General features: G+C 73.5%; 12 protein-coding genes. 6 read left to right on the top strand and 6 right to left on the bottom strand.

Annotated features, from left to right (window positions below):
* Positions 1-80: 80 nt before the first annotated feature.
* Positions 81-833 (bottom strand): hypothetical protein, encoded by a 753-nt coding sequence (locus tag AAH979_RS39430; protein ID WP_346263220.1) that lies wholly within the window; start codon positions 831-833, stop codon positions 81-83.
* A gap of 385 nt (positions 834-1218) precedes the next feature.
* On the opposite strand from AAH979_RS39430, the gene AAH979_RS39435 reads away from it, so the two are divergent.
* From AAH979_RS39435 to AAH979_RS39450, 4 genes are all read left to right on the top strand, one after another.
* Positions 1219-1914, top strand: coding sequence for a hypothetical protein (locus AAH979_RS39435; RefSeq protein ID WP_346263221.1), 696 nt, complete (start codon positions 1219-1221; stop codon positions 1912-1914).
* A 187-nt stretch (positions 1915-2101) separates the two neighbouring features.
* Positions 2102-3055 (top strand): permease, encoded by a 954-nt coding sequence (locus AAH979_RS39440; RefSeq protein WP_346263239.1) that lies wholly within the window; start codon positions 2102-2104, stop codon positions 3053-3055.
* Positions 3056-3080: 25 nt separating this feature from the next.
* A complete protein-coding gene (locus AAH979_RS39445; RefSeq protein ID WP_346263222.1) occupies positions 3081-3851 on the top strand; it encodes a TIGR03943 family protein in 771 nt (256 codons plus the stop codon).
* Between the two features lie 501 nt (positions 3852-4352).
* Entirely contained in the window at positions 4353-9866 is a 5514-nt protein-coding gene (locus tag AAH979_RS39450; protein WP_346263223.1) for a carboxyl transferase domain-containing protein, read from the top strand.
* A gap of 73 nt (positions 9867-9939) precedes the next feature.
* Here the strand turns inward: AAH979_RS39450 and AAH979_RS39455 are convergent, their stop codons facing one another.
* Positions 9940-10932, bottom strand: a complete 993-nt coding sequence (locus AAH979_RS39455; protein ID WP_346263224.1) for a DMT family transporter — start codon at positions 10930-10932, stop codon at positions 9940-9942.
* A 283-nt stretch (positions 10933-11215) separates the two neighbouring features.
* Here AAH979_RS39455 and AAH979_RS39460 point away from each other — a divergent pair, with 283 nt between their 5' ends.
* Both AAH979_RS39460 and AAH979_RS39465 read left to right on the top strand, forming a co-directional pair.
* Positions 11216-12820, top strand: a complete 1605-nt coding sequence (locus tag AAH979_RS39460; RefSeq protein WP_346263225.1) for a hypothetical protein — start codon at positions 11216-11218, stop codon at positions 12818-12820.
* Between the two features lie 104 nt (positions 12821-12924).
* Entirely contained in the window at positions 12925-15579 is a 2655-nt protein-coding gene (locus AAH979_RS39465) for a wax ester/triacylglycerol synthase domain-containing protein (RefSeq protein ID WP_346263226.1), read from the top strand.
* Between the two features lie 135 nt (positions 15580-15714).
* Here AAH979_RS39465 and AAH979_RS39470 read toward each other — a convergent pair whose 3' ends face one another.
* From AAH979_RS39470 to AAH979_RS39485, 4 genes are all read right to left on the bottom strand, one after another.
* Positions 15715-17544 carry a long-chain fatty acid--CoA ligase gene (locus AAH979_RS39470; protein ID WP_346263227.1) on the bottom strand — a complete coding sequence of 610 codons (1830 nt, stop codon included), beginning with the start codon at positions 17542-17544 and terminating at the stop codon, positions 15715-15717.
* A 323-nt stretch (positions 17545-17867) separates the two neighbouring features.
* Positions 17868-18902, bottom strand: coding sequence for a glycosyltransferase family 9 protein (locus AAH979_RS39475; RefSeq protein WP_346263228.1), 1035 nt, complete (start codon positions 18900-18902; stop codon positions 17868-17870).
* On the bottom strand, positions 18899-19591 hold the full coding sequence (locus tag AAH979_RS39480; protein ID WP_346263229.1) for an SDR family oxidoreductase: 693 nt from the start codon (positions 19589-19591) through the stop codon (positions 18899-18901). Before AAH979_RS39480 ends, AAH979_RS39475 begins: the two co-directional genes overlap by 4 nt.
* On the bottom strand, positions 19588-21057 hold the full coding sequence (locus AAH979_RS39485; protein WP_346263230.1) for a PfkB family carbohydrate kinase: 1470 nt from the start codon (positions 21055-21057) through the stop codon (positions 19588-19590). Before AAH979_RS39485 ends, AAH979_RS39480 begins: the two co-directional genes overlap by 4 nt.
* Positions 21058-21125 lie beyond the last annotated feature (68 nt).

A 21125-nucleotide genomic window follows, 5' to 3' on the forward strand; every position in this document is an offset into this window, starting at 1 on the left:
CCACGGCCTCCCGACCCGAGCTTCTCGATTCCTGACCGGTTCTCCGCGGCGGCGTCGACGGCGAGCGACAGCCGACCGAATCAGAGCGGTAGCAGGTCTTTGGCCAGGGCCCGCCTGATGCGCCATTCGTCCTGCGATCCCGTCCACCGCGGAAAACCGCCGTGGCTGAAGACGTGGTTCAGATAGGAGACGAACGGCATGGTCGTCTCGCCGGCGAAGAGCCCGTCCACACAGCCGTCGGGAAGCACGATCCCATAGGGCGGGCCGCCACTGACGTTCTCCTTGTGCAGCCGGTCGGGCGCGAGGGGGAGCACGAACAGACCGGCCTCCGGGTCCTCCTCGGAATGTTCCCGCCAACCGTTCCATTCCGCATCGAAGTAGTGCCGGATTGGCGGGTAGTCGGGGTGACGCGCCCCCTCCAGTTCGACGACCAGGGGGTCGCCGGATGCCGACGTGTCCCACTGCGGGTGGCTTCCTACCAGCCAGACGTCTCCGACCAACCGGGTCCAGGAAAGGACCGTCATGGGAACGTCGCCGAACCGTTCCGCAAGCCAATCCGCGTGCTCCGCCGCCGTCGCGGTCGGGGCGACGTGTGGCGTCACCGGGCTCTGTTCGTCGTCGTTGGTGTGGAACCGGTAACCGTCGGCGGTGAGCCGTTCGACGAGTACCTCGACGTTCTGCCGGGCCCGCCGGGCCATCTCGTCGCAGACCAGCCGCGCTTCGCCGGCAAGGTCCGGATCCTGTCGAACGGCGCGACCGGCCTGGCGCAGTTCATGCCAGACCTGGTCCCGTCGCCCGGCGAGATAACGGTCGAGCCACTGCGGCGAGGTCATGGCGGCGATCCTGCCATGCCATCGACAGCTCGGCGCCGCCCGGGCAGCTCGCGCGCCCTGGTGGCGTCGTCATCGGGGCGGGGGGTCCGAGCCGGGCAGCCGTCAGGTCGTCCCCCCGGTCGGCGCCGTCGTCGACCGTGGCCGACGAACTGTACGGCACGGCGTACCGGACCGGTACGCTCCCAGCCATGTACGACCGGACGTGCGGCCCGTACCGCCCAGCCGTGACTGCCAAAGGCGAGCGATCGGCCCGGCGCCAGCCGGGTCGGGCCAAGCCGACGACCGGCCGCCTCGGCCGGGACCCGATCCTGCGGCCGGCCGGCTCTGATCGTCCACCGCGGAGTGCGCGTCGGCGGCCGTCCCCAGCACACCGTCGGGGAGAGAGATGAGCAACCGGACCAAGCTCCGCTCGGGATCGCGTGGATCCACAACGCCCGCCGCCCCGGCACCCGCCGGACGCCGGCTACTGCTGCTGCTCGCCCTGGCATTCGCGCTCGGGGCGCTGCTCGCCGGCCCGATCGGCGCCGTCACGGCGGGCGACGACGCACCCTCGGCCGACCCGGTGGCGCAGTTGCGCGCCGAGGAGGCCCGGCGGGACGTCGCGCAGATCGTCGACCTCACCGCCCAGGCCAGACAGGTTCAGCAGAGCCTCGTACCCGTCCTCGACGGGCTGGCCACGGCGGTGCCGGTCGGCGGCGCAGCGGCCGGACCACTTGCCGCCCCAGCCGAGGTGGCCGGCTGGCAGACGGCCACCGGCAAGGCGGTGGACGGCTTCGCGGATCCGCCGTCGGCCGGTACCGGTGTCAACATCGCCCGTTCCGGTCTCGCGGCGGCCGTCCGGGCGCTCGACCTCGCCGTCGACACCTACGCGGCCGCGCGGGCCGCGCCGGCGGCCAACCGTCCGGCGCTGCTGGAACTGGCCGGGCGCCAGCGGGACATCGCGGTCGCCACCTGGTCGACCGCCGCCACCCAACTCGACGTCCTCAACATCGATGCCGGACACGGGCACGCCCACGTCTTCCTGCCCGCGGCGCCGGGTCAGGGTGCGTTGACCGCCGACGGCGCTCCGGAAGGCAGATAGCCTCGACCGCGCCGGGCGACCCCGCACCGAACACCGTGACGGACACTGTGCTGCCGGTTAAGGTGAGTGGCCGGTTTCCACCTGCCGAAGGGATGTCGTTGCCGTGACCGTGCCGGATCGGGTGGAGGCTCGGCCTGCCGGATCGGCAGACGGGACGGAGGAACCCGACCGCCCTCGGAGACGCCGGCTGGGCGACCGGGTGGGTTCGATCGAGATACTCGCCGTCCTGCTGATCCTGCTGGTCGTGTTCTCCGGGCCGGTGGCGTCGGCGCTGTCCACCCCGCGGTTGCAGACCTGGACCACGGTCTTCGTCTCGGTGATGGTCCAGGCGGTGCCGTTCCTGGTCTTCGGGGTGGTGCTCTCCGCGGTGATCGCGGTCTTCGTGCCCCGGTCGTTCTGGGCCCGGGCCTTGCCCCGGCATCCGGCGCTGGCCGTACCGGTGGCGAGCGCGGCCGGGGTGGTGCTGCCCGGCTGCGAGTGCGGCTCGGTGCCGATCGCCGGCTCGTTGATCCGGCGCGGGGTCACCCCGGCCGCCGCGCTGGCGTTCCTGCTCGCCGCTCCGGCGATCAACCCGATCGTGCTGGCCGCCACCGCGGTCGCCTTCCCGAACAACCCCGAGATGGTGGTCGGGCGGGCGGTGGCCAGCCTGGTCGTCGCGATGATCATGGGTTGGCTCTGGTTGCGGCTGGGTCGGGCCGACTGGATCCGGCTGCCGTACCGCCCGGAGCTGGCGGACCTGTCGAAGGGGCGGGCGTTCTGGGCGGCGGTCCGGCACGACGTCGTACACGCGGGCGGGTTCCTGGTGCTCGGCGCGATGGCGGCGGCCTGCATCAACGTGCTGGTGCCCGAGCGGTGGTTGCAGAGCCTGGCCGACAATGCGGTGCTGTCCGTGCTCGCGCTCGCCGTACTGGCGGTCCTGCTCTCGATCTGTTCCGAGGCCGACGCCTTCGTGGCCGCCTCGCTGTCCCAGTTCTCGCTCTCGGCCCGGTTGACGTTCCTGGTCGTCGGCCCGATGGTCGACCTCAAACTGATCTCGATGCAGACCGGCGTCTTCGGCCGCCGGTTCGCGGCCCGGTTCGCGCCGGCGACGTTCGTCGTCGCGGTGTTGGTGAGCGTCGGAGTGGGAGCGGTGGTCCTGTGACCGGTAGTCGACGTGGAGTGCCGAGGTGAACCGGCAGGCGCAGGCGGTTGTGCTGCTGCTGCTCGGCGGCTCGGTACTCAAGGCCAGCGTCACCGACGTCTACCTGCGGTACGTCAAGGAGGGGCTGCGCCCGTTCCTGATCGCCGCCGGGGTCCTGCTGGTGGCCGCCGCGCTGACCACGCTCTGGTACGACCTGAGGGGCGGAGGCGACGATTCCGACGCGCACGCCGAGCACGGTCACGACAGCCAGGAGCAGCACCGCGGCGGGCCGGGACCGGGTGGCGGCGGGCACGGCCACCGCGAGCCGTGGGTGGGTTGGCTGCTCATCCTGCCCGCGCTCGGACTGCTGCTGATCTCCCCACCGGCCCTGGGATCCTTCGCGGCCGGGCAGGCCGGGACCGCGTTGACCGGCCAGGAGATCGACGAGTTCCCGCCGCTGCCGGAGGGCGATCCGGTGCCGCTCACGCTGCTGGACTATGCGGGTCGGGCCATCCTCGACGAGGGCACCACCCTCGGTGACCGGCGGATCCAGCTCACCGGATTCACCGCGCCCGGCCCGGACGGGGAGGCGATCCTGGCCCGGATGACCCTCTCCTGCTGCGCCGCCGACGGCCGCCCGATCAAGCTCGGCATGTCCGGCGACGCGCCGACCTGGCTGCCACCGGACAGCTGGGTGGAGGTGGTCGGCCGGTACACCACACGGCTCGGCAAGGATCCGGTGAGCGATGTGGATATTCCCTATGTCGAGGTCGAGTCGTGGCGGCGGATCGACCCGCCGAGGCAGCCGTACGAGTAGTCCGTCATCCTCGACGAGCCCCACCTGCATCGGCACGCCCGGAGCCGGGGCGGGGCGCGGCAGGACCTCCGCGCCGAGCCGTGCGACCATCTGCTGCTCGCCTCCGCAGTCCGCAACCTCCGCCGCGCCCCCGACCCCACACCATCGGGCGGAGCGGGCCGGGCGGTCCCGTCCGTGAGCGTAGAGTCCGACTGACCACGGGCGACGCCGCGGCCCGGGCGACGGAGGGGTGTCCGGTGGTGGCCCGAGCACCGGGTCGAGCCGGGAGAGCATGATCACATCTGCGGGTGGGCAGCGCCGGTGCTGTCGGCTGCGGTCTCGACTGCGGTCTCGACTGCGGTGGGGACGGCCAAAAGGTTTTGTCGGGTTCCTACAAACCGGGCCGCGTACTGTTCGGTGCGTACGACATGGCGCCGCCGGTCCGCAGGCAGAAGGGTGATCACTGCCGGGGACAGCCGTCCCGCGGCGAGTTCGGATGGGTCTACCAGAGGGGTCGGTCGGGTGTTCAGCCGTATCGCCATCGTCAACCGTGGAGAGGCCGCGATGCGGCTCATCCACGCGGTCCGAGAGCTGGCTGCGGAGACCGGGACGCGGATCGAGACCGTCGCCCTCTACACCGACGTCGACCGCACCGCCACGTTCGTGCGGGAGGCGGATCTCGGCCACTACCTCGGTCCCGCGTCCGCGCGTCCGTACCTCGACATGGCGGCGCTGGAGCGGGCGCTCGTGCGGTCCGGGGCCGACGCCGCGTGGGTCGGTTGGGGCTTCGTCGCCGAGGACCCGGCGTTCGCGGAGTTGTGCGAGAAGCTCGGAGTCACCTTCGTCGGGCCGAACCCGGACGCCATGCGCCAACTGGGCGACAAGATCGGCGCGAAGCTGATCGCCGAAGAGGTCGGCGTGCCGGTCGCGCCGTGGAGCCGCGGGGCGGTCGAGACCCTGGACGCCGCTCTGGCAGCGGCGGCCAAGATCGGCTACCCGCTGATGCTGAAGGCGACCGCGGGCGGCGGTGGACGCGGCATCCGGGTGATCAGGGACGATTCCGAGCTTTCCGACGCCTTCGAGCGGACCCGCCAGGAGGCGGCGCGGGCGTTCGGCAGCGGCGTCGTGTTCCTGGAGCGCCTGGTCACCGGTGCCCGGCACGTGGAGGTCCAGGTGATCGCCGACGGTCAGGGCACCGCCTGGGCGCTCGGTGTCCGCGACTGTTCGGTGCAGCGGCGCAACCAGAAGGTCGTCGAGGAGTCGGCGTCGCCGGTACTCAGCCCGGCGCAGGCCGCCGAGCTCAAGGCGTCGGCCGAACGGCTGGCCGTGGCGGTCGGTTACCGGGGCGCGGCAACCGTCGAGTTCCTCTATCACCCTGGTGACCGCCTGTTCGCGTTCCTGGAGGTCAACACCCGCCTCCAGGTCGAGCACCCGATCACCGAGGCGACCACCGGGTTCGACCTGGTCAAGGCGCAACTGCACGTGGCCTCGGGCGGGCGGCTCGAGGGCGAGCCGCCGGTGGAGCGCGGGCACGCCATCGAGGCCCGGCTGAACGCCGAGGACCCGGACCGCGACTTCGCGCCTTCGCCGGGCCGGATCGTGCGGCTGGACCTGCCCGCCGGGCCGGGCATCCGGGTGGACACCGGCGTCAGCGAGGGTGACACCATCCCGGCCGACTTCGACTCCATGATCGCGAAGATCATCGCCTACGGCCGTGACCGCGGCGAGGCGCTCGGCAGGCTGCGCCGGGCGCTGGCGGAGACCACGGTGGTCATCGAGGGCGGCGCGACGAACAAGAGCTTCGTACTCGACCTGCTCGACCAGCCCGAGGTGATCGACGCGAGCGCGGACACCGGCTGGATCGACCGGGTCCGGGGCGAGGGAAGGCTGGTCGCGCACCGGCACTCCGCCGTCGCGCTGGCGGCGGCCGCCATCGAGACGTACGAGGAGGAGGAACGCGCCGAGCGGCGGCGGCTGCTGGAGACGGCGTCCGGCGGGCGCCCGCAGGTGCAGCACTCCGGCGGTCGACCGTTGGACCTCAAGCTGCGCGGCGTCGGCTACCGCCTGCGCGTGGCGCGGATCGGCCCGCACCGGTTCCGGGTCGGCATCGAGTCGGGCGGCGGCGTGCGCACCGCCGACGTGGAACTCGACCGCTTCGACCGGCACAGCGGACAGATTGTCGTCAACGGCAACCGGTACCGCCTGCTCACCGGGACACACGGGCCGACCCACCTGGTCGAGGTGGACGGCGTGACGCACCGGGTCAGCCGGGACGAGGGCGGCGTCGTCCGCTCCCCGATGCCCGCGCTGGTCGTCGCCACGCCGCTGCCGGTCGGCGCCGAGGTCGAGGCGGGCGCACCGGTGCTGGTGCTGGAAGCGATGAAGATGGAGACGGTGCTGCGCGCGCCGTTCAAGGCGCGGCTGAAGGAATGCGCCGTCTCCGTGGGCAGCCAGGTGCAGGCCGGCGCACCGCTGCTGCGCCTGGAGCCGCTCGGTGACGGGGTCGACGACGCGCCGGCCGCCGCCACCGTCGAGCTGGACCTGCCGACCGCGCCCGAGCAGATTCCGGCGCGTCAGCGCACCCGGCGCGGCCAGGAGGACCTGCGCGGCCTGCTGCTCGGCTTCGACGTCGACCCGCACGACGACCGCCGGGTACTCGACGACTACCTCGCCACCCGGCGGGCGGCCATCGAGCAGGGCCACCGGCCGCTGGCCGAGGAGCTCGACCTCATCGACGTGTTCGCCAACCTCACCGAGCTGAGCCGAAACCGACCCTCGGGCGAGGACGGCGGCGGCGAGGCCCACGTGCACAGCGCCCGCGAGTACTTCCACACCTATCTGCAGAGCCTCGACGTCGAGCGGGCCGGACTGCCGAGTGGTTTCCAGGCCAAGCTCGCCCGGGCGCTCGGACACTACGGTGTCACCGAACTGGAGCGCTCCCCCGCACTCGAAGCCGCCGTGTTCCGGATTTTCCTCGCCCAGCAGCGCGCGTCCGCCGACGCGACCGTGATCGCGACGCTGCTGCGCGCGTGGCTGCGGGAGCCGCCGCCGGACGAGACCCTGCGCGAGCCGGCCGGTCTCGCGCTGGAGCGGCTGGTGGCCGCGACGCAGGTCCGCTTCCCGGTGGTCGCCGACCTCGCCCGCGGCGTGGTGTTCGCCTGGTTCGCCCAGCCGCTGCTGCGGCGCAACCGCGCCCTGGTCTACGACCGGGTCCGCACCCACCTGCGGCACCTGGACGCGCAGCCGGACGCGCCGGACCGCGCCGAGCGGATCGCGGAGATGGTACGCAGCACCGAGCCACTGGTACGGCTGCTCGGCCGGCGGCTCCACCGCGACCACCTCGACCACGCGGTCATGCTGGAGGTGCTGACCCGGCGCTACTACGGCAACAAGGGGCTCACCGGCGTCAACACCCGCGAGGTCGCGGGCTGTACGTTCGTGGTCGCCGAACGCGCGGGTTCGCGCCTGGTCTCCACCGCGGTGCGCTTCGACGCGCTCGGTGGCGCCCTGCGCGGGCTCGCCGAACTGGCGGCCGGCGGGGACGCCGTCGACGCCGACCTCTACCTCGGCTGGGAGCACCAGCCGGAGGACTTCGACGCGATGGTCGCCGAGCTGCTCAAGGTCATCGGCGCGCACCCGCTGCCGCCACAGGTTCGCCGGCTCACCACCACCGTGGCGGGGCGGCGCGGGGCGGTGATGCACCACCACTTCACGTTCCGGCCGTCGAGTAGCGGGATGACCGAAGACCGGCTGATCCGCGGCCTGCACCCGTACATCGCGCAGCGGATGCAGCTGGAGCGGCTGCACAAGTTCGACCTGACCCGACTGCCGTCGTCGGACGAGGAGGTCTACCTCTTCCAGTGCGTGGCCCGGGAGAACCCGTCCGACCAGCGTCTCGTCGCGTTCGCGCAGGTCCGCGACCTGACCGAGCTGCGCGAGCACGACGGCCGGCTGGTCGCGCTGCCGACGACCGAGGACACCGTGGCGGCCTGCCTCGACTCGATCCGCCGCGCACAGTCGCGGCGGCCGTCGAAGACCCGCTTCAACACCAACCGGATCGTGATCTACGTCTGGCCGCCGAGCGACCTGACCCGCGAGGAGATGGAGATGATCGCCGGGCGGGTACGCCCGACGACCGCGGGCGCCGGGCTGGAGGAGATCCTGTTCATCGCGCGGCAGCGCGACCGCCGGACCGGCGAGCTGACCAAGATCGCCGTACGGATCTCCTTCGACGTCACCGGCGGTGCCGAGCTGACCGTCGGGGAGCCGCCGATCGAGCCGGTCGAACCGCTCGACGACTACCGGCTGAAGGTGCTGCGGGCAAGCAGCCGCAACACGGTGTACCCGTACGAGCTGACCGGCCTGCTCGGCGACTTCGTCGAGTACGACCTCGACGGCGACCACACGCTGGTGCCGGTCGACCGGCCGAAGGGGCGCAACGCCGCGGCGATCGTCGCCGGCGTGGTCAGCACGCCGACCGCACGGCACCCGCAGGGCGTCACCCGGGTCGTGCTGCTCGGCGACCCCACCAAGTCGCTGGGTGCGCTGTCGGAGCCGGAGTGCCGTCGCGTGATCGCCGCGCTGGACCTGGCCGAGCGGATGCGGGTGCCGCTGGAGTGGTACACGCTCTCCTCCGGCGCCCGGATCTCCATGACGTCGGGCACCGAGAACATGGACTGGGTGGCGGCCGCGCTCAAGCGGATCGTCGAGTTCACCCAGCAGGGCGGTGAGATCAACATCGTCGTCACCGGCATCAACGTCGGTGCGCAGCCGTACTGGAACGCCGAGGCGACGATGCTCATGCACACCAGGGGCATCCTGGTGATGACGCCGGACTCGGCGATGGTGCTCACCGGCAAGCAGGCCCTCGACTTCTCCGGCGGCGTCTCCGCCGAGGACAACTTCGGCATCGGCGGCTACGACCGGGTGATGGGCCCGAACGGACAGGCGCAGTACTGGGCGCCGAACCTCACCGCCGCCCGGGACGTGCTGATGTCGCACTACGAGCACACCTACGTCGCCCCGGGCGAGACGGCGCCGCGCCGGGCGACCACCACCGACCCCACCGACCGCGACATCTCCGACTTCCCGCATGCCGTACCCGGCAGCGACTTCGGCACGGTCGGCGAGATCTTCTCGGCGGCGACCAACCCGGACCGCAAGAAGCCGTTCGACATCCGCACCGTGATGCGGGCGCTGGCCGACCAGGACCACCCCGTGCTGGAACGCTGGGCGGGCATGGCGGACGCGGAGACCGCGGTGGTACAGGACGTGCATCTCGGTGGCATCCCGGTGTGCCTGCTCGGCATCGAGTCCCGGACCGTGCCACGGCGCGGCTTCCCGCCCACCGACGGCCCGGACACCTACACCGCGGGCACGCTGTTCCCGGCGTCCTCGAAGAAGGCCGCGCGGGCGATCAACGCGGCCAGCGGCAACCGCCCGCTGGTGGTGCTGGCGAACCTCTCCGGCTTCGACGGCTCGCCCGAGTCGATGCGGAAGCTGCAACTGGAGTACGGCGCCGAGATCGGCCGGGCGATCGTCAACTTCCGCGGACCGATCGTGTTCTGCGTGATCTCGCGATACCACGGCGGCGCGTTCGTGGTCTTCTCGAAGGCGCTGAACCCCGAGATGACCGTGCTGGCCCTGGAAGGCTCGTTCGCCTCGGTGCTCGGCGGCGCTCCGGCCGCCGCCGTGGTGTTCGCCGGCGACGTCGACGCCCGCACCGCCGCCGACCCGCGGGTACGGGACCTGGAGGCCCGGGTCGCGTCCGCCTCCGGTGCCGACCGCGCCGCGTTGACCGCGGAACTCGACGAGCTCCGCACGTCGGTCCGGACGGAGAAGCTCGGCGAGGTGGCGGCAGAGTTCGACCGCGTGCACAACATCCAGCGCGCGGTCGAGGTCGGCTCCGTCGATGCCGTCATCCGCGCGGCCGACCTCCGTCCCCGCGTCATCGAGGCCATCGAGTCGCACCTGAGCCGTCCCGCCGGGGGTGGCCCTCACCCCGGGCACAGCGCGGCGACAGCGGTAGCCGGGTGAGACCGGCGGCTACGCCGAGGCAGAGCCCCCGGAGGGGATGCGGCCCGCTCGGCTGGTCCGGTCCGACGGAGGACTACTCTCCGGCCCGCCGTTCCCGGTCACCGGCGCCGGTGACGTCCCCGTTCGGTGCGCCCGGGCTCTCCCCCGGGCCGGCGTCCACGGCCTCCGGCGACCCCCGCGCGGCCGCGGCGCGATCATTCGCCCGCGGGGCACGTCGGGCGAGCAGGAAGACGCCTACGACGAGTCCGCCGAGCGCGGCGAGCTCGCCGAGCAGGCTCCAGGCGCCGGTCCGGATCCGCTCGTCCAGCCAGAGCAGCCCGACCGCCATGGAGACCAGGGGATCCGTGACGGTGAACGTCGCCAGTGCCGGCGCGCCGAGGGGCCCCGCCTGGTACGCGTTCTGGCTCAGCAGCACGCCGACCGGGCCGAGCACCACGATGCCGTACGTCTGCCAGTGCCCCAGCACGGCGACGGGTCCGTCGTCGAAGGTGTGCGCGAGGCTGCTGATCAGACCGGCCGTGACGCCGTAGCAGGTGCCGGCGGCGGCCGCCAGGGGAAGTGGGCGCCACCGGCGGCCCAGTCGGGCGGCGAGCAGCAGGCAGCCGGCGACGGCGCCGACGAGACCGGCCGCCAGCCACGCCCCGTCCTGGATCGAGTCCAGGCCCCGGCCGCGGTTCGCGGCAGGAGCGGCGATCAGCAGGAACGCGGAGAGGCCGACGAGGCAGAGGAGCGACTCCAGCACGATGGGTCCGTCCGGGCGGTGGCGTTCCACTGCGGCGAGCAGGAGGACATACCACAGCAGGCCGGTCACCAGGACCGATTGCACCAGGATCAACGGAACGAGGGTGAGCGCTGCCGCCTGTAGGCCGAAGGCCGCCGCTGCCAGCAGGACGGACCACCGCCAGTTGCGCCGGTGCAGCAGCCGCCACAGCAGCTTCGGTCGGGCCACCCGCTCCTGCGGTACCCCCTGGTTCGCCCGGTACTGGAGGACCGACGACGTGCCGAACGCGGCGGCAGCGGCCACCGCGAGCGTCGTACCGAGCGCCAGCTGCGCGCCCTGGTTCACCGGCGGGTAGGTCCGGGCATCGCGTCTCCTCGGCCGGTGTCCACGCCATGGTCCGGGCCGGCTGACGACGCCTACCCAACCGGAGCCGCCGGCGCCGGGCTGGCCGCCCCGGGGCGTTCCCTGTCGCGGCGCCGGCAAACCTTCGCACGACCGGCACGGCCGGCGCCGGGTTTACCCGTCCCGGCCGCGGGTAGCCGGCACGCCGGGCGGAGGCGTGGGGTGGAACGGACGTGAGCGAGTGGTCGAGGCGAGCGGCGTCGGGCGGCGCGGGTTACGGAGTCGGGTGCCGCTCCTGCTCGCCCTGACCGCTGGTCCCGCCGCGGTCGAGGCGGCGCTCCTCGGCTGGACCGCGAACCGGTCCGCGCTCGGGATGGCCCCACAGGCCGCCGCGGCCAACCCGTTCGGCGTCTTCCACGATCTGCGCTGGGTTTTCGTGTACCACGACTCGTGGCTCACCTTCGCCGTCGCGCTGCTCGCCGCGATCGTGGTCCGGACGCTGCTCACGGTCGCGATCGTGATCGTCGCGTGGCCGCCGGAACGACCCCGTCCACCGGTACGCCGGCTGATCCGTACCGGTCTGGCCGTCACCGCGGTGACCGCGTTCGCGCTCGCGCCGTGGACGTCGATCACCGTGGCCGCCGGCGCCACCGCGCTGTCGTGGTTCTCGATCGGTGCGGTGCTCGCGCTGCTCGTCCTGGCCCTGCTGCTGCAACGGGGGCCGATGACGGGAGCGTGGTGGCGTGGGCTGCCGCCGCCGGGGGCGGTGCTCTGGGCGGCGGCCACGTTCGGGGCGCTCACCGTCGGGGCCCTGGTCGTCGGCGTCGGCCCCGGTTGGGCGGCGGTGCCGTTGGCCGCCGCCGCGGGCGCGGTCAACGCACCGCTGTGGCAGGCGCTGGTCAGAAGCGCGGTGCTGGGCCGATCGCGCCTGCCACGGCTGCCGACGGTACCGGCCGCCGTGGTGCTGCTACTGCTCGCCCTCGCCGGCAGCGGGCTGCTGGCCCGGTCGGGCTCCCGTGCCGCGGCCCGGCCGCCACCGCCGTTGGTGCAGCGGGACGGTGACGTCGCGCCGGAGCAGGCGCTGCTGTACGTCGGCGGGTACGACTCCCGCTACGACGGCTCGACCGGACACCTCCCCGACCCGGCGGGCCGGGCATCGCTGCCGGTACGCAGGTTCTCCTATGCCGGGCTCGACCGGCAGGGCCAGCCGTTGCCCTACTCCCCCGCCGACACGCACCAGCCGCTCACCCGCAGCGCGAAACTCCTCGCCGCCCAGGTGATCGAGGTACGGCGGCGGACCGACCGGCCGGTGGCGCTGCTCGCGCACAGCGAGGGGACCCTGGTGGTGCGCGCCTACCTGGACGACGACCCGCACCCCGACGTCGACGCCGTCGCCCTGCTGAGCCCACTTCCGCAGCCCGCCCGCGTCTACTATCCGCCGGCCCGGGCACCGGCCGGGTGGGGCATCGCGACCGGGTGGCAGTTGCGGATCATCTTCGGGGTGGTCGCCACGACCGGCGGCTCGGACCTCGGCAGCGACAACCCCTTCGCCCGGTCACTGCTGGACGAGGCGCCGCGGTACCGGGACCGGATGCTCCAGCCGGTGGCCGACGTACGGATGATCGCGTTCCTGCCCCTGGTCGACGCCATCACGAACCCGCCAGGCCCCGACCCGCGGATCCCGGTCGTCATCGTTCCCGAGCGGCACGCCATGGACTACGGCAGGGCGAGGACGCAGCGGCTCCTGATCGCGTTTCTCGACGGCCGCTCACCCGATCCGGGCGGGGACGGCGGGTACCGGGCGCTGCGCGCCGCCGGTGCCGCCTGGCAGGCGCCGAGCCTGGCTTTCTCGCTCAACCAGGTCTGGCAGACCGGTCCGTCCCCGTCATGACAATCTGAGCATGGACGACGGAAGTCCCGCCGCGCCCAGGGCGATCCGCACCGCTGACCCGGATCGGGGGCGGTCGGCCCGGGGCCGCTCAACGAGGAGACGGCATGACTGATGGAGGTGGCAGCGCACTCCGTGGCGTGGTCAGCCGTCGGCTGCCGGACCCGCCGTCGACCCCGCCCGTCCCGGGAATGACCCCGCGTCGGGTACTGGTGGTCTCGGCCGACATCGGCGGTGGCCACGACGCGACCGGCCGGGCGCTACAGGAGCGGATTCTGGAGTTGTGGCCGGGCAGCACGGTGCGGTGGCTGGACACCCTCGACGTGATGGGGCCCGGCGTGGGGGCGGCCTTCCGCCGCGTCTACGTCACCAACGTGGAGCTGACCCCCTGGCTGTACGAGTTCTTCTTCCGCTCGCTGTGGCGGTACCCCTGGCTGGCTCGGGCGTCGAAGGCGTTCACCGGGGCCTGGGCGGGGCGCCGGCTCGGTCCTCGGATCGAGTCCTTCGACCCCGACCTCGTCATCTCCACGTACCCGCTGGGCAGTGCTGGGCTGGCCTGGCTGCGTCGCCACCGCGGGCTCGGGGTACCCATCGGGGCCTGGGTGTCGGATTTCGCCCCGCACCCGTTCTGGGTCTATCCGCAGCTCGACCTGAACCTGGTGGTCCACCCGCAGGCGGTACCGCTGGCGGACGCCGCCGCACCCGGGGCACCGATCGCCGTCTGCCCACCGCCGGTACTGAAACGCTTCCGCCCCGGTGACCAGGCCGCCGCCCGGCACCGGTTCGGGCTGGACGCCTCCCGGTACGTCGTCGTGGTCGCCTGCGGCTCCTTCGGCTTCGGAGCGGTGGAGGAGGCGGTCCGGGGCCTGGCCACGCTCGCCGGCCCGGTGCAGGTGGTCGTGGTGTGCGGGCACAACCGGCAGCTCGTCGACCGGCTCAGCCGGCTGGGGGCACCGGCAGACCGGCTCATGGTGCTCGGCTGGGTCGACGACATGCCTGCCCTGTTGCGCGCCGCCGACCTGTTGGTGACCAACGCCGGCGGCGCGACCGCGCTGGAGGCGTGGGCGACCGGTACCCCGATGCTGATGTACCGTCCCATCGCCGCACACGGTGCCGCGAATGCCGCGCTGATGACGGCCTGCGGGCTGACCGAGACCTCCGAGGACCTGCCCGACCTGCTGCGGCGGGTTCGGCTGGCGGCGCAACGCGCGTCCTCGCCCCGCCCGCAGCAAGGGCTCGACGGTGGGGGTTGCCTGGCCGAGTTCGGCCTACTCGCCCTGGCTGCCTCGACCCCGCCGCCGTCGACCCCGGCACCGCCCGCGCCCTCCTCGACCCCGGTACCGGCCGTGCGGACGTCACCGGCCGCCGGGCTCGGCCCCCGGACCGCGGACTCGCGGCGGCGCCGACCCCGACGGCCGCCAAGCTGGCCGCTTCGCGCCCAGGACGCCTTCTTCCTGCACGTCCAGTCCCCGACGGTCGCGCAACAGATCGGCGCGGTAATCGAACTCGACCCGTTGCCGGACGGTCGTCCCGTCGAACGCGACGAGATCATCGACCTGCTGGCCCAGAGGCTGCCCGCGATCACCACATTGCGCCGCCGGCTGTCGGAGCGCGGCCGGTGGCGGCGGCCCGGCTGGGTCGTCGACCCCTGCGTCGATCCGGCGGACCACGTGGACGAGCACCACCTGCCGGCCGGCTCCGGGGAGAGCGCCGCCGACTCGGCGATCGACCTCTTCTGGTCGCAGCCGCTCCCGATGCACCGACCGTTGTGGCAGATGCTCCTGGTCACCGGCTTGCCCGGCGGCCGTACCCGGCTCGCGGTAAAGCTGCACCACAGCCTCGGTGACGGCCTGTCCGTGATCGGTACGGTGCAGCGCCTGTTCGATCCGGCCCCCGGGGCGGACGTCCACGGCGAACCCCCCGGGCCGAGTCGCCGGCCCCGGATCCGGCACCCCGGGTCGGCACTGCTCGGGGCGGCCAGGACGGGCAGCCGGCGTACTCTCGGCGCGATGCGCGGACTGGCGCGACTGGCCGTGGCCGGGCGGGCTCCCCGTACGCCCGTCAACCGTCCGCTCCGCACTCCGGGTCGGGTCTTTGTCGCGACCACCCTGCCCAGCGAGGAACTGCGTCGAACGGCGCGAGCAAACGGCGCGCACGTCAGCGAGCTGGTGTGCGCGCTGCTGGCCGACGCGCTCGGGAACACCTACCGCCCGACGGCGGCCCCGACCGGCCTGCGAGCCATGTTCGCGGTCTCCATGGATCCGCGGAACCGCTCGCGGACCCACGGAAACTGGACCGGGGCGATCGCCCTCGACCTGCCGGTCGGGCCGCTGCCACCGCTGCGGCGTCTGGCCGAGGTAAGCGACCGGTTGCGGAGCAGTGTGGCGAGCGGACAGCCGATCGCCGCCACGCTCGTCATGCGGGCCATGGGTGCACTGCCGGCACCGGTCCACGGCGCCCTGGCCCGCCGGGTCTACAGCCGCCGCTTCCTCAATGTCATCGTCTCCTACCTGAGCGAGCGCTCGCCGTGTCCGCAGCGGCTGGCCGGCGCGCCCGTACGTGCCGTCACCCCGGTCGTCGCACTGGCCGACGGCGTGCCGATCGGCGTCGGTGTGCTGCGCTGGGGCGACACGACGAACGTGGGCATTCTGCTCGACGAGACACTGGCCCACACCGCGAGCGAGTTCGTGGCCGCGCTGCACGCCGCCTTCGCCGCGATGGTGCGCAACCACGACGACCCGGCGCCCGGCGGCGGGGGATGAAGTCCGGCGCCTGTCCGCTCGTCGCGTGCACCCGGTCGAGGGCGAGGGGACGGCGGGCCCGTCCGAGCCGGTGCCGCAGGGCCGGGCATGCTCGCCGAGGTCGCGCGGTAACAGATGCCGGGCTGCCCGACGGGGTCAGTGACCCCGGTACAGCGCCTCGACATCTGCCGCGTAGCGGTCCTCCACCACGTCGCGTTTGATCTTCAGGGTGGGGGTGAGTTCGCCGTCGGCTTCGGTGAACTCCCGGGGCAGGATGCGGAAGGTCTTCACCTGTTCCGCCCGCGAAACTGTCTCGTTGGCCCGGTCGACCGCAGCCTGGATCTCGCGCCGCAGTTTCGGGTCGTCACGCATGTCGGCGACGGATCTGTCGGGGCGGCCGTGTGTGGCGCGCCAACGCGGCCATGCCTGCGGGTCGATGGTGACGAGTGCGGCGACGTAGGGACGATCGTCGCCGAGGAGCATGCACTGGCTGACGAGAGGGTGTTGCCGGATCTTCTCTTCGACCGGCTCCGGGGCGAGGTTCTTCCCGGCGGCGGTGACGAGGATTTCCTTCTTGCGTCCGGTGATGCTCAGGTAGCGATCGTCATCAATACTGCCCAGATCGCCGGTACGCAGCCAGCCGTCGCTGAAGGTGTCGCGGGTCGCATCGGCGTTGTTCCAGTAGCCGGCGAAGACCACCTCGCCGCGGGCGAGAACCTCGCCGTCGTCGGCGATGCGGATCTCCACGCCGGGGAGCGGGCGCCCCACGGTGCCGATCCGGGTCGCCGACGGTAGGTTCACCGTCAGCGCGGGCGACGTCTCGGTCAATCCGTACCCCTCCAGCACCGTCACGCCGGCGCCCCGGTAGAAGTGGCCCAACCGCTCGCCGAGCGGGGCGCCGCCGACGATCGCCATCCGGCAACGCCCACCGAGGGTGGCGCGTAGCTTGCGGTACACCAGGGCGTCGAACACCAGGCGGGCCAGCCGCAGCAGCGGCCCCGGGCCACGCTGGGTCTGCACCGCGCGGCTGTGCCGGACGGCAACGGTGTCTGCCGCGCTGAACAACCATCCGCGGTGGGCGTCGTCGGCCGTCTGCCGGGCCCGGGCGTACATCTTCTCGAACACCCGGGGCACCGCGAGAATGAACGTCGGACGATACCGGTGCAGTTGATCGAGCACTCCGGCGGTGTCGGCGCTGTGTACCAAGGTGGCCCGGGTACGTACCATGCCGACCTGGATCAGCCGGGGGAACGCGTGGGCGAGCGGCAGGAACAGCACCGTCGCCGCGCCCGGATGCAGCAACTGCGACAGCACCGCGGTCGCGCCGGCCACGTCGCAGGAGATGTTGCGGTGCGTCAGCACACATCCCTTGGGCCGTCCGGTCGTACCGCTGGTGTAGACGATCGTCGCCACATCTGCGGCGGTGACCGCCCGACGACGCGTTTCCACCTGCGCGTCGTCGACGGCGCGGCCACGCGCGACCAGCTCGATCAGGTCACCGGAGTCGATCCGCCAGGCCTGCCGCAACGCCGGCAGGTCTCCGCGGAGGTCGGCGAGCATCGCGGCGTGCTCGGCGGTCTCCACGACGCATCCCACCGCGCCGGAATCGGACAGCATCCATCCGAGCTGCTCCGAACTGGAAGTCTCGTACACCGGGACCGTGACCGCCCCGATCGACCACAGCGCGTAGTCGACCAGCGTCCACTCATAGCGGGTACGGCTCATCAACGCGACCCGATCGCCGGGCCCGACCCCCGCCGCGATGAGCCCCCGCGCGAGCCCCTGCACGTCATCGCGGAACTGCCGGCAGGACACCGACACGGCCCCGTCGCTGCCGGGCCCCTGCGCCGGCCACGAGCGAGGATCCGGATCCGGGCGCACGAACTGCACAGCCTCCGGATCCTGCCGGGCGTTGTCCCACACGACCTCGGCCAGGCCCGACGGTTCGAAACCGGTGAGCGGCGGCGCCGCCGTCACGTCCCGCACCCGGCCACCTCGCAATCACCCTCGCCGCCCCTGCCCCGCACCGCAACCAAGGTCCGCTTCGGCCATGATGTCGCACCGACAGGCCGCCACGGCGGCGAACTCCGAAACCGGGCCGGAGCGCGGGCCAGCCCACCGCATCGGCCCACGCCGATGGCGCCCACGTCGCCGGCCCGGCCGCCGGACCGCGACGGAGGCGGGCCGCCGGACCGCGACGGAGGCGGGCCGCTCGCGCGGCAGCCAGTGAACGCGAAAGCATGCCACGGGTCCGCCACCGATGGCCCGGCCCACGGTCCGCCACCGGCGAGCCGGCCGGCCCGGTCCCGTCAGCGCGCGGTGACCGCCCCGCGTCCCGCCCGCTCGACCTCCTCCACCGCCGCCAGGACATCCGGCACGCCAAGTGCCGCCAATGCCGGATGCGGCCCGGCCTCCGCCGGTCGTCTCCCCCACTGGTGCACAGGTTCCGGTCGCCCCGACGCGCCGGGATCCGGCCGCCGGGCAGCGGGCACGGCGGGCGGATGCCGCCACCCCACCGCCGGGCCGGCCCAGAGGGCACGGTGCCAGGGCCGGTCGACCGGCGGTCCCCACAGCGCCGGCGGCACCGGACCGAAGAGCAGGACCGACGGGGTGCCGTAGCCGGTGGCGAGGTGGCCGATGCCGGTGTCACCGGCGACCACCAGCCGGCCGTACGCGACCAGCGCGGCCAGCTCACCGACGTCGGTGCGCCCGGCCAGCACGGCGGAACCGGGCAGTCCGGCCCGGGCGGCGACCTGCCCGGCGAGGCCACGCTCGCCGGGTGCGCCGGTGACCACGACCCGGTGTCCCCGCCGCGCCAGTTCCCGAGCCACGGCGGCGAACCGGTCCGCCGGCCAGCGCCGCTCGGCAGCCTTCGCACCGGGGTGCACGATGCTGACCCCGACCGGGAGATCGCCCGGCGCCGGCCGGTGCAGCGCCAGCTCATCCGGGTCGGTGGCGATGCCGTACCAGTCGAGCAGGCGGCACCAGCGGTGCACCTCGTGCTCATCAGGTCGCCACAGCGGGCCGACGTGGTGTCCGGCCTCGGCGCATGCGTACGCGATCAGGTGCCGGGGCTGGGCGGTGCGCAGCAACCGGTGCGACTGCGGGCCGCGCCCGTGCAGGTTCACCGCCCATCCCGGCGCCAGCGGCGGCCACCGGTACGGCCCCAGCCCGTCGACGTCGATCTGCTCGTCGATGCCGCCGATCAGGTCGACCAGGGGCGCGAGCCAGCGCGGTGCGGCCAACGCCAACCGGTCTCCGCCGACGGCGGCCCGCAGCGCCCGGAGGGCCGGTACGGCGGTGGCGAGGTCGCCGATGCCGAGGGCGCGCAGCGCGAGGATCACGGGTACGAGCTCTCCCGGTCGGCGCAGACCACCAGTTCCCGTACGGCGCAGCCCGGCGGTTGGGAGAGCGCGAAGAGTACCGCGTCGGCGACGTGGCCGGGATCGTTGAGTATCGCGTCCGCGCCGGGGCGGTACTGCTCGTCGCGGCCGTCGAAGAACGCGGTGCGCATGCCGCCCGGGATGAGCAGGGTGACGCCGACCGTGCCGGCCAGTTCGGCGGCGAGGGCGCGGGTGAAGCCGACGACGCCGAACTTCGCGGCGCAGTAGGCGGTGGCGTCGCTGACCGCCTTGACGCCGAGGGTGGAGGCGACGGTGACGACCGTGCCGTGCGAGCGTTCCAGCGCGGGCAGCGCGGCACGGACGACCGCGGCGGTGGCGAACAGGTCGACCGTGACGACCCGTTCCCAGATCTCGGCGGGTACGTCGGCCAGCCGCCCGGGCGTGTCGGTGCCGGCCGCGGTGACCGCGCCGTCGAGCCCGCCGGCCTGCTCGGCGAGTTGCCGGGTGGCCCGCTCGGCGGCGCGGGTGTCGGCGAGGTCGCACTGGATCCAGGGCACCTCGTCGGCCGGTGCCTGCCGGTCCAGCACGTACGGCCGCCCGCCCGCCTTCTGCACCGCGGTCACCACGGCGGCGCCGAGTCCGCTGGCGCCGCCGGTGATCAGGATCGCCTTGCCGCCCAGCTTGTTCATCGTCGTCCTTCCGCGAGTTGACGGCCGCCGGCCCGGACGGCGGCGATGGTGCCGGAGGTGGAGCGCCCGTCGAGGTAGGGAACGAGCACGGTCTGCCCGCCCCAGCGCCGTACCTGCTCGGCTTCGGGCAGGTCGGGGTGGTCGGGGTCGGCGCCACGGGCGTAGTCGCCGCCCTTGACCCAGATGTCGGGACGGAGCCAGGAGAGCACCGCGTGCGGTGTCGACTCGTCGAAGACCACGACGGCGTCGACGCAGTCCAGCGCGGCCAGCAGCCGGGCCCGATCGGCCTGCGGGGTGAGCGGCCGCCCGGGCCCCTTCAGCTCGGCGACGCTGCGGTCGGAGTTGAGGCAGACGACGAGACAGTCGCCGAGCCGTCGGGCGGCCTGCAGGGTGGCCAGGTGACCGGCGTGCAGGAGGTCGAAACAACCGCCGGTGGCGACCACCGTCCCGCCGTTCGCGCGTACCCGCGTCAGGACGGCGGAGGCGGCCTCCCGCCCGCCGCTGTCGGCTCCGGCTGTGCCGGCTGGACGATCGCGGTCACCCGTGGCGGCGGCGCCCGGCCCGCCTCCGACGGCCGCGCCGGATAGCGTGGCTGCGCCGCCTTCCGCGACATAGGTCGAGGCGAGCCGGACCGCCTCCTGCACCGCTTCCGACAGCAGCGCCCCGTCGGCCAGCGCGGCGACGGCGGCGACGGCGAACCGGTCACCGGCGCCGCAGGTGTCGCCGGCCGCGCTCACCGGCCCCGGTACGACCAGCGGGGCCCCGCCGTTGTGGCAGAGCAGGCTGCCGTCCCCGCCCATCGTGACCGCGACCGCGGCGGCGCGCCATCGGTCCCGCAGCACCCGGGCCGCCCGGGCCAGCCCGGACAGGCGCGGCCCGGTGGCCGCGTCACCGGTGAGCCGGAACAGCTCCCCCTCGTTCGGCGTCACGAGACGGCAACCCGGAACGGCCGCCGGTCCGCGCGGATGCGGGTCCCAGACCACCGGCCCGGTGCTCCCGGCGAGCGCCTGGCGCATCGCCGACAGTCCGGCCACGCCGCGTCCGTAGTCGCTGACCAGGATGGCTCCCGCCTCGGCCAGGACCTCCAGCGCGGCGGCCGGCGGTTCGCCCGGCGGTGGGGCGGCACCGCCCCGGTCCAGCCGGAGCAGGGTCCGGCCGCCGGCCCGCAGCCGGATCTTCTCCGGAGTGGCGCCGGGCAGCGGCAGCGGGAAGAGCCGCACGCCGGCGCCCGTGAGCAGCCCGGTCAGTCGAGCCGCGGCCGGGTCGTCGGCCAGCGCGGTGATCAGCGCGACGTCCCGCCCGTCGGCGGCGGCGAGCAGGGCGGCGAGTCCGGCACCGCCCGGCCGGTAGGTGGCGGTTTCCTCGTCCAGGACCGGCACCGGGGCGTCCGGGCAGAGCCGGTCGACCCGACCGTCGACGTCCCGGTCCAGCAGGGTGTCCCCGACCACGACAAGCGGCCTACTCATCCCAGCACTCAACTTCGCTCCGTGCCGTCATGAGGCACATCCGCACTGATTGGCTAATTCGCTCGCTG

Origin of the sequence: Plantactinospora sp. ZYX-F-223, from assembly GCF_039649625.1 — a bacterium.
Classification (GTDB): domain Bacteria; phylum Actinomycetota; class Actinomycetes; order Mycobacteriales; family Micromonosporaceae; genus Plantactinospora.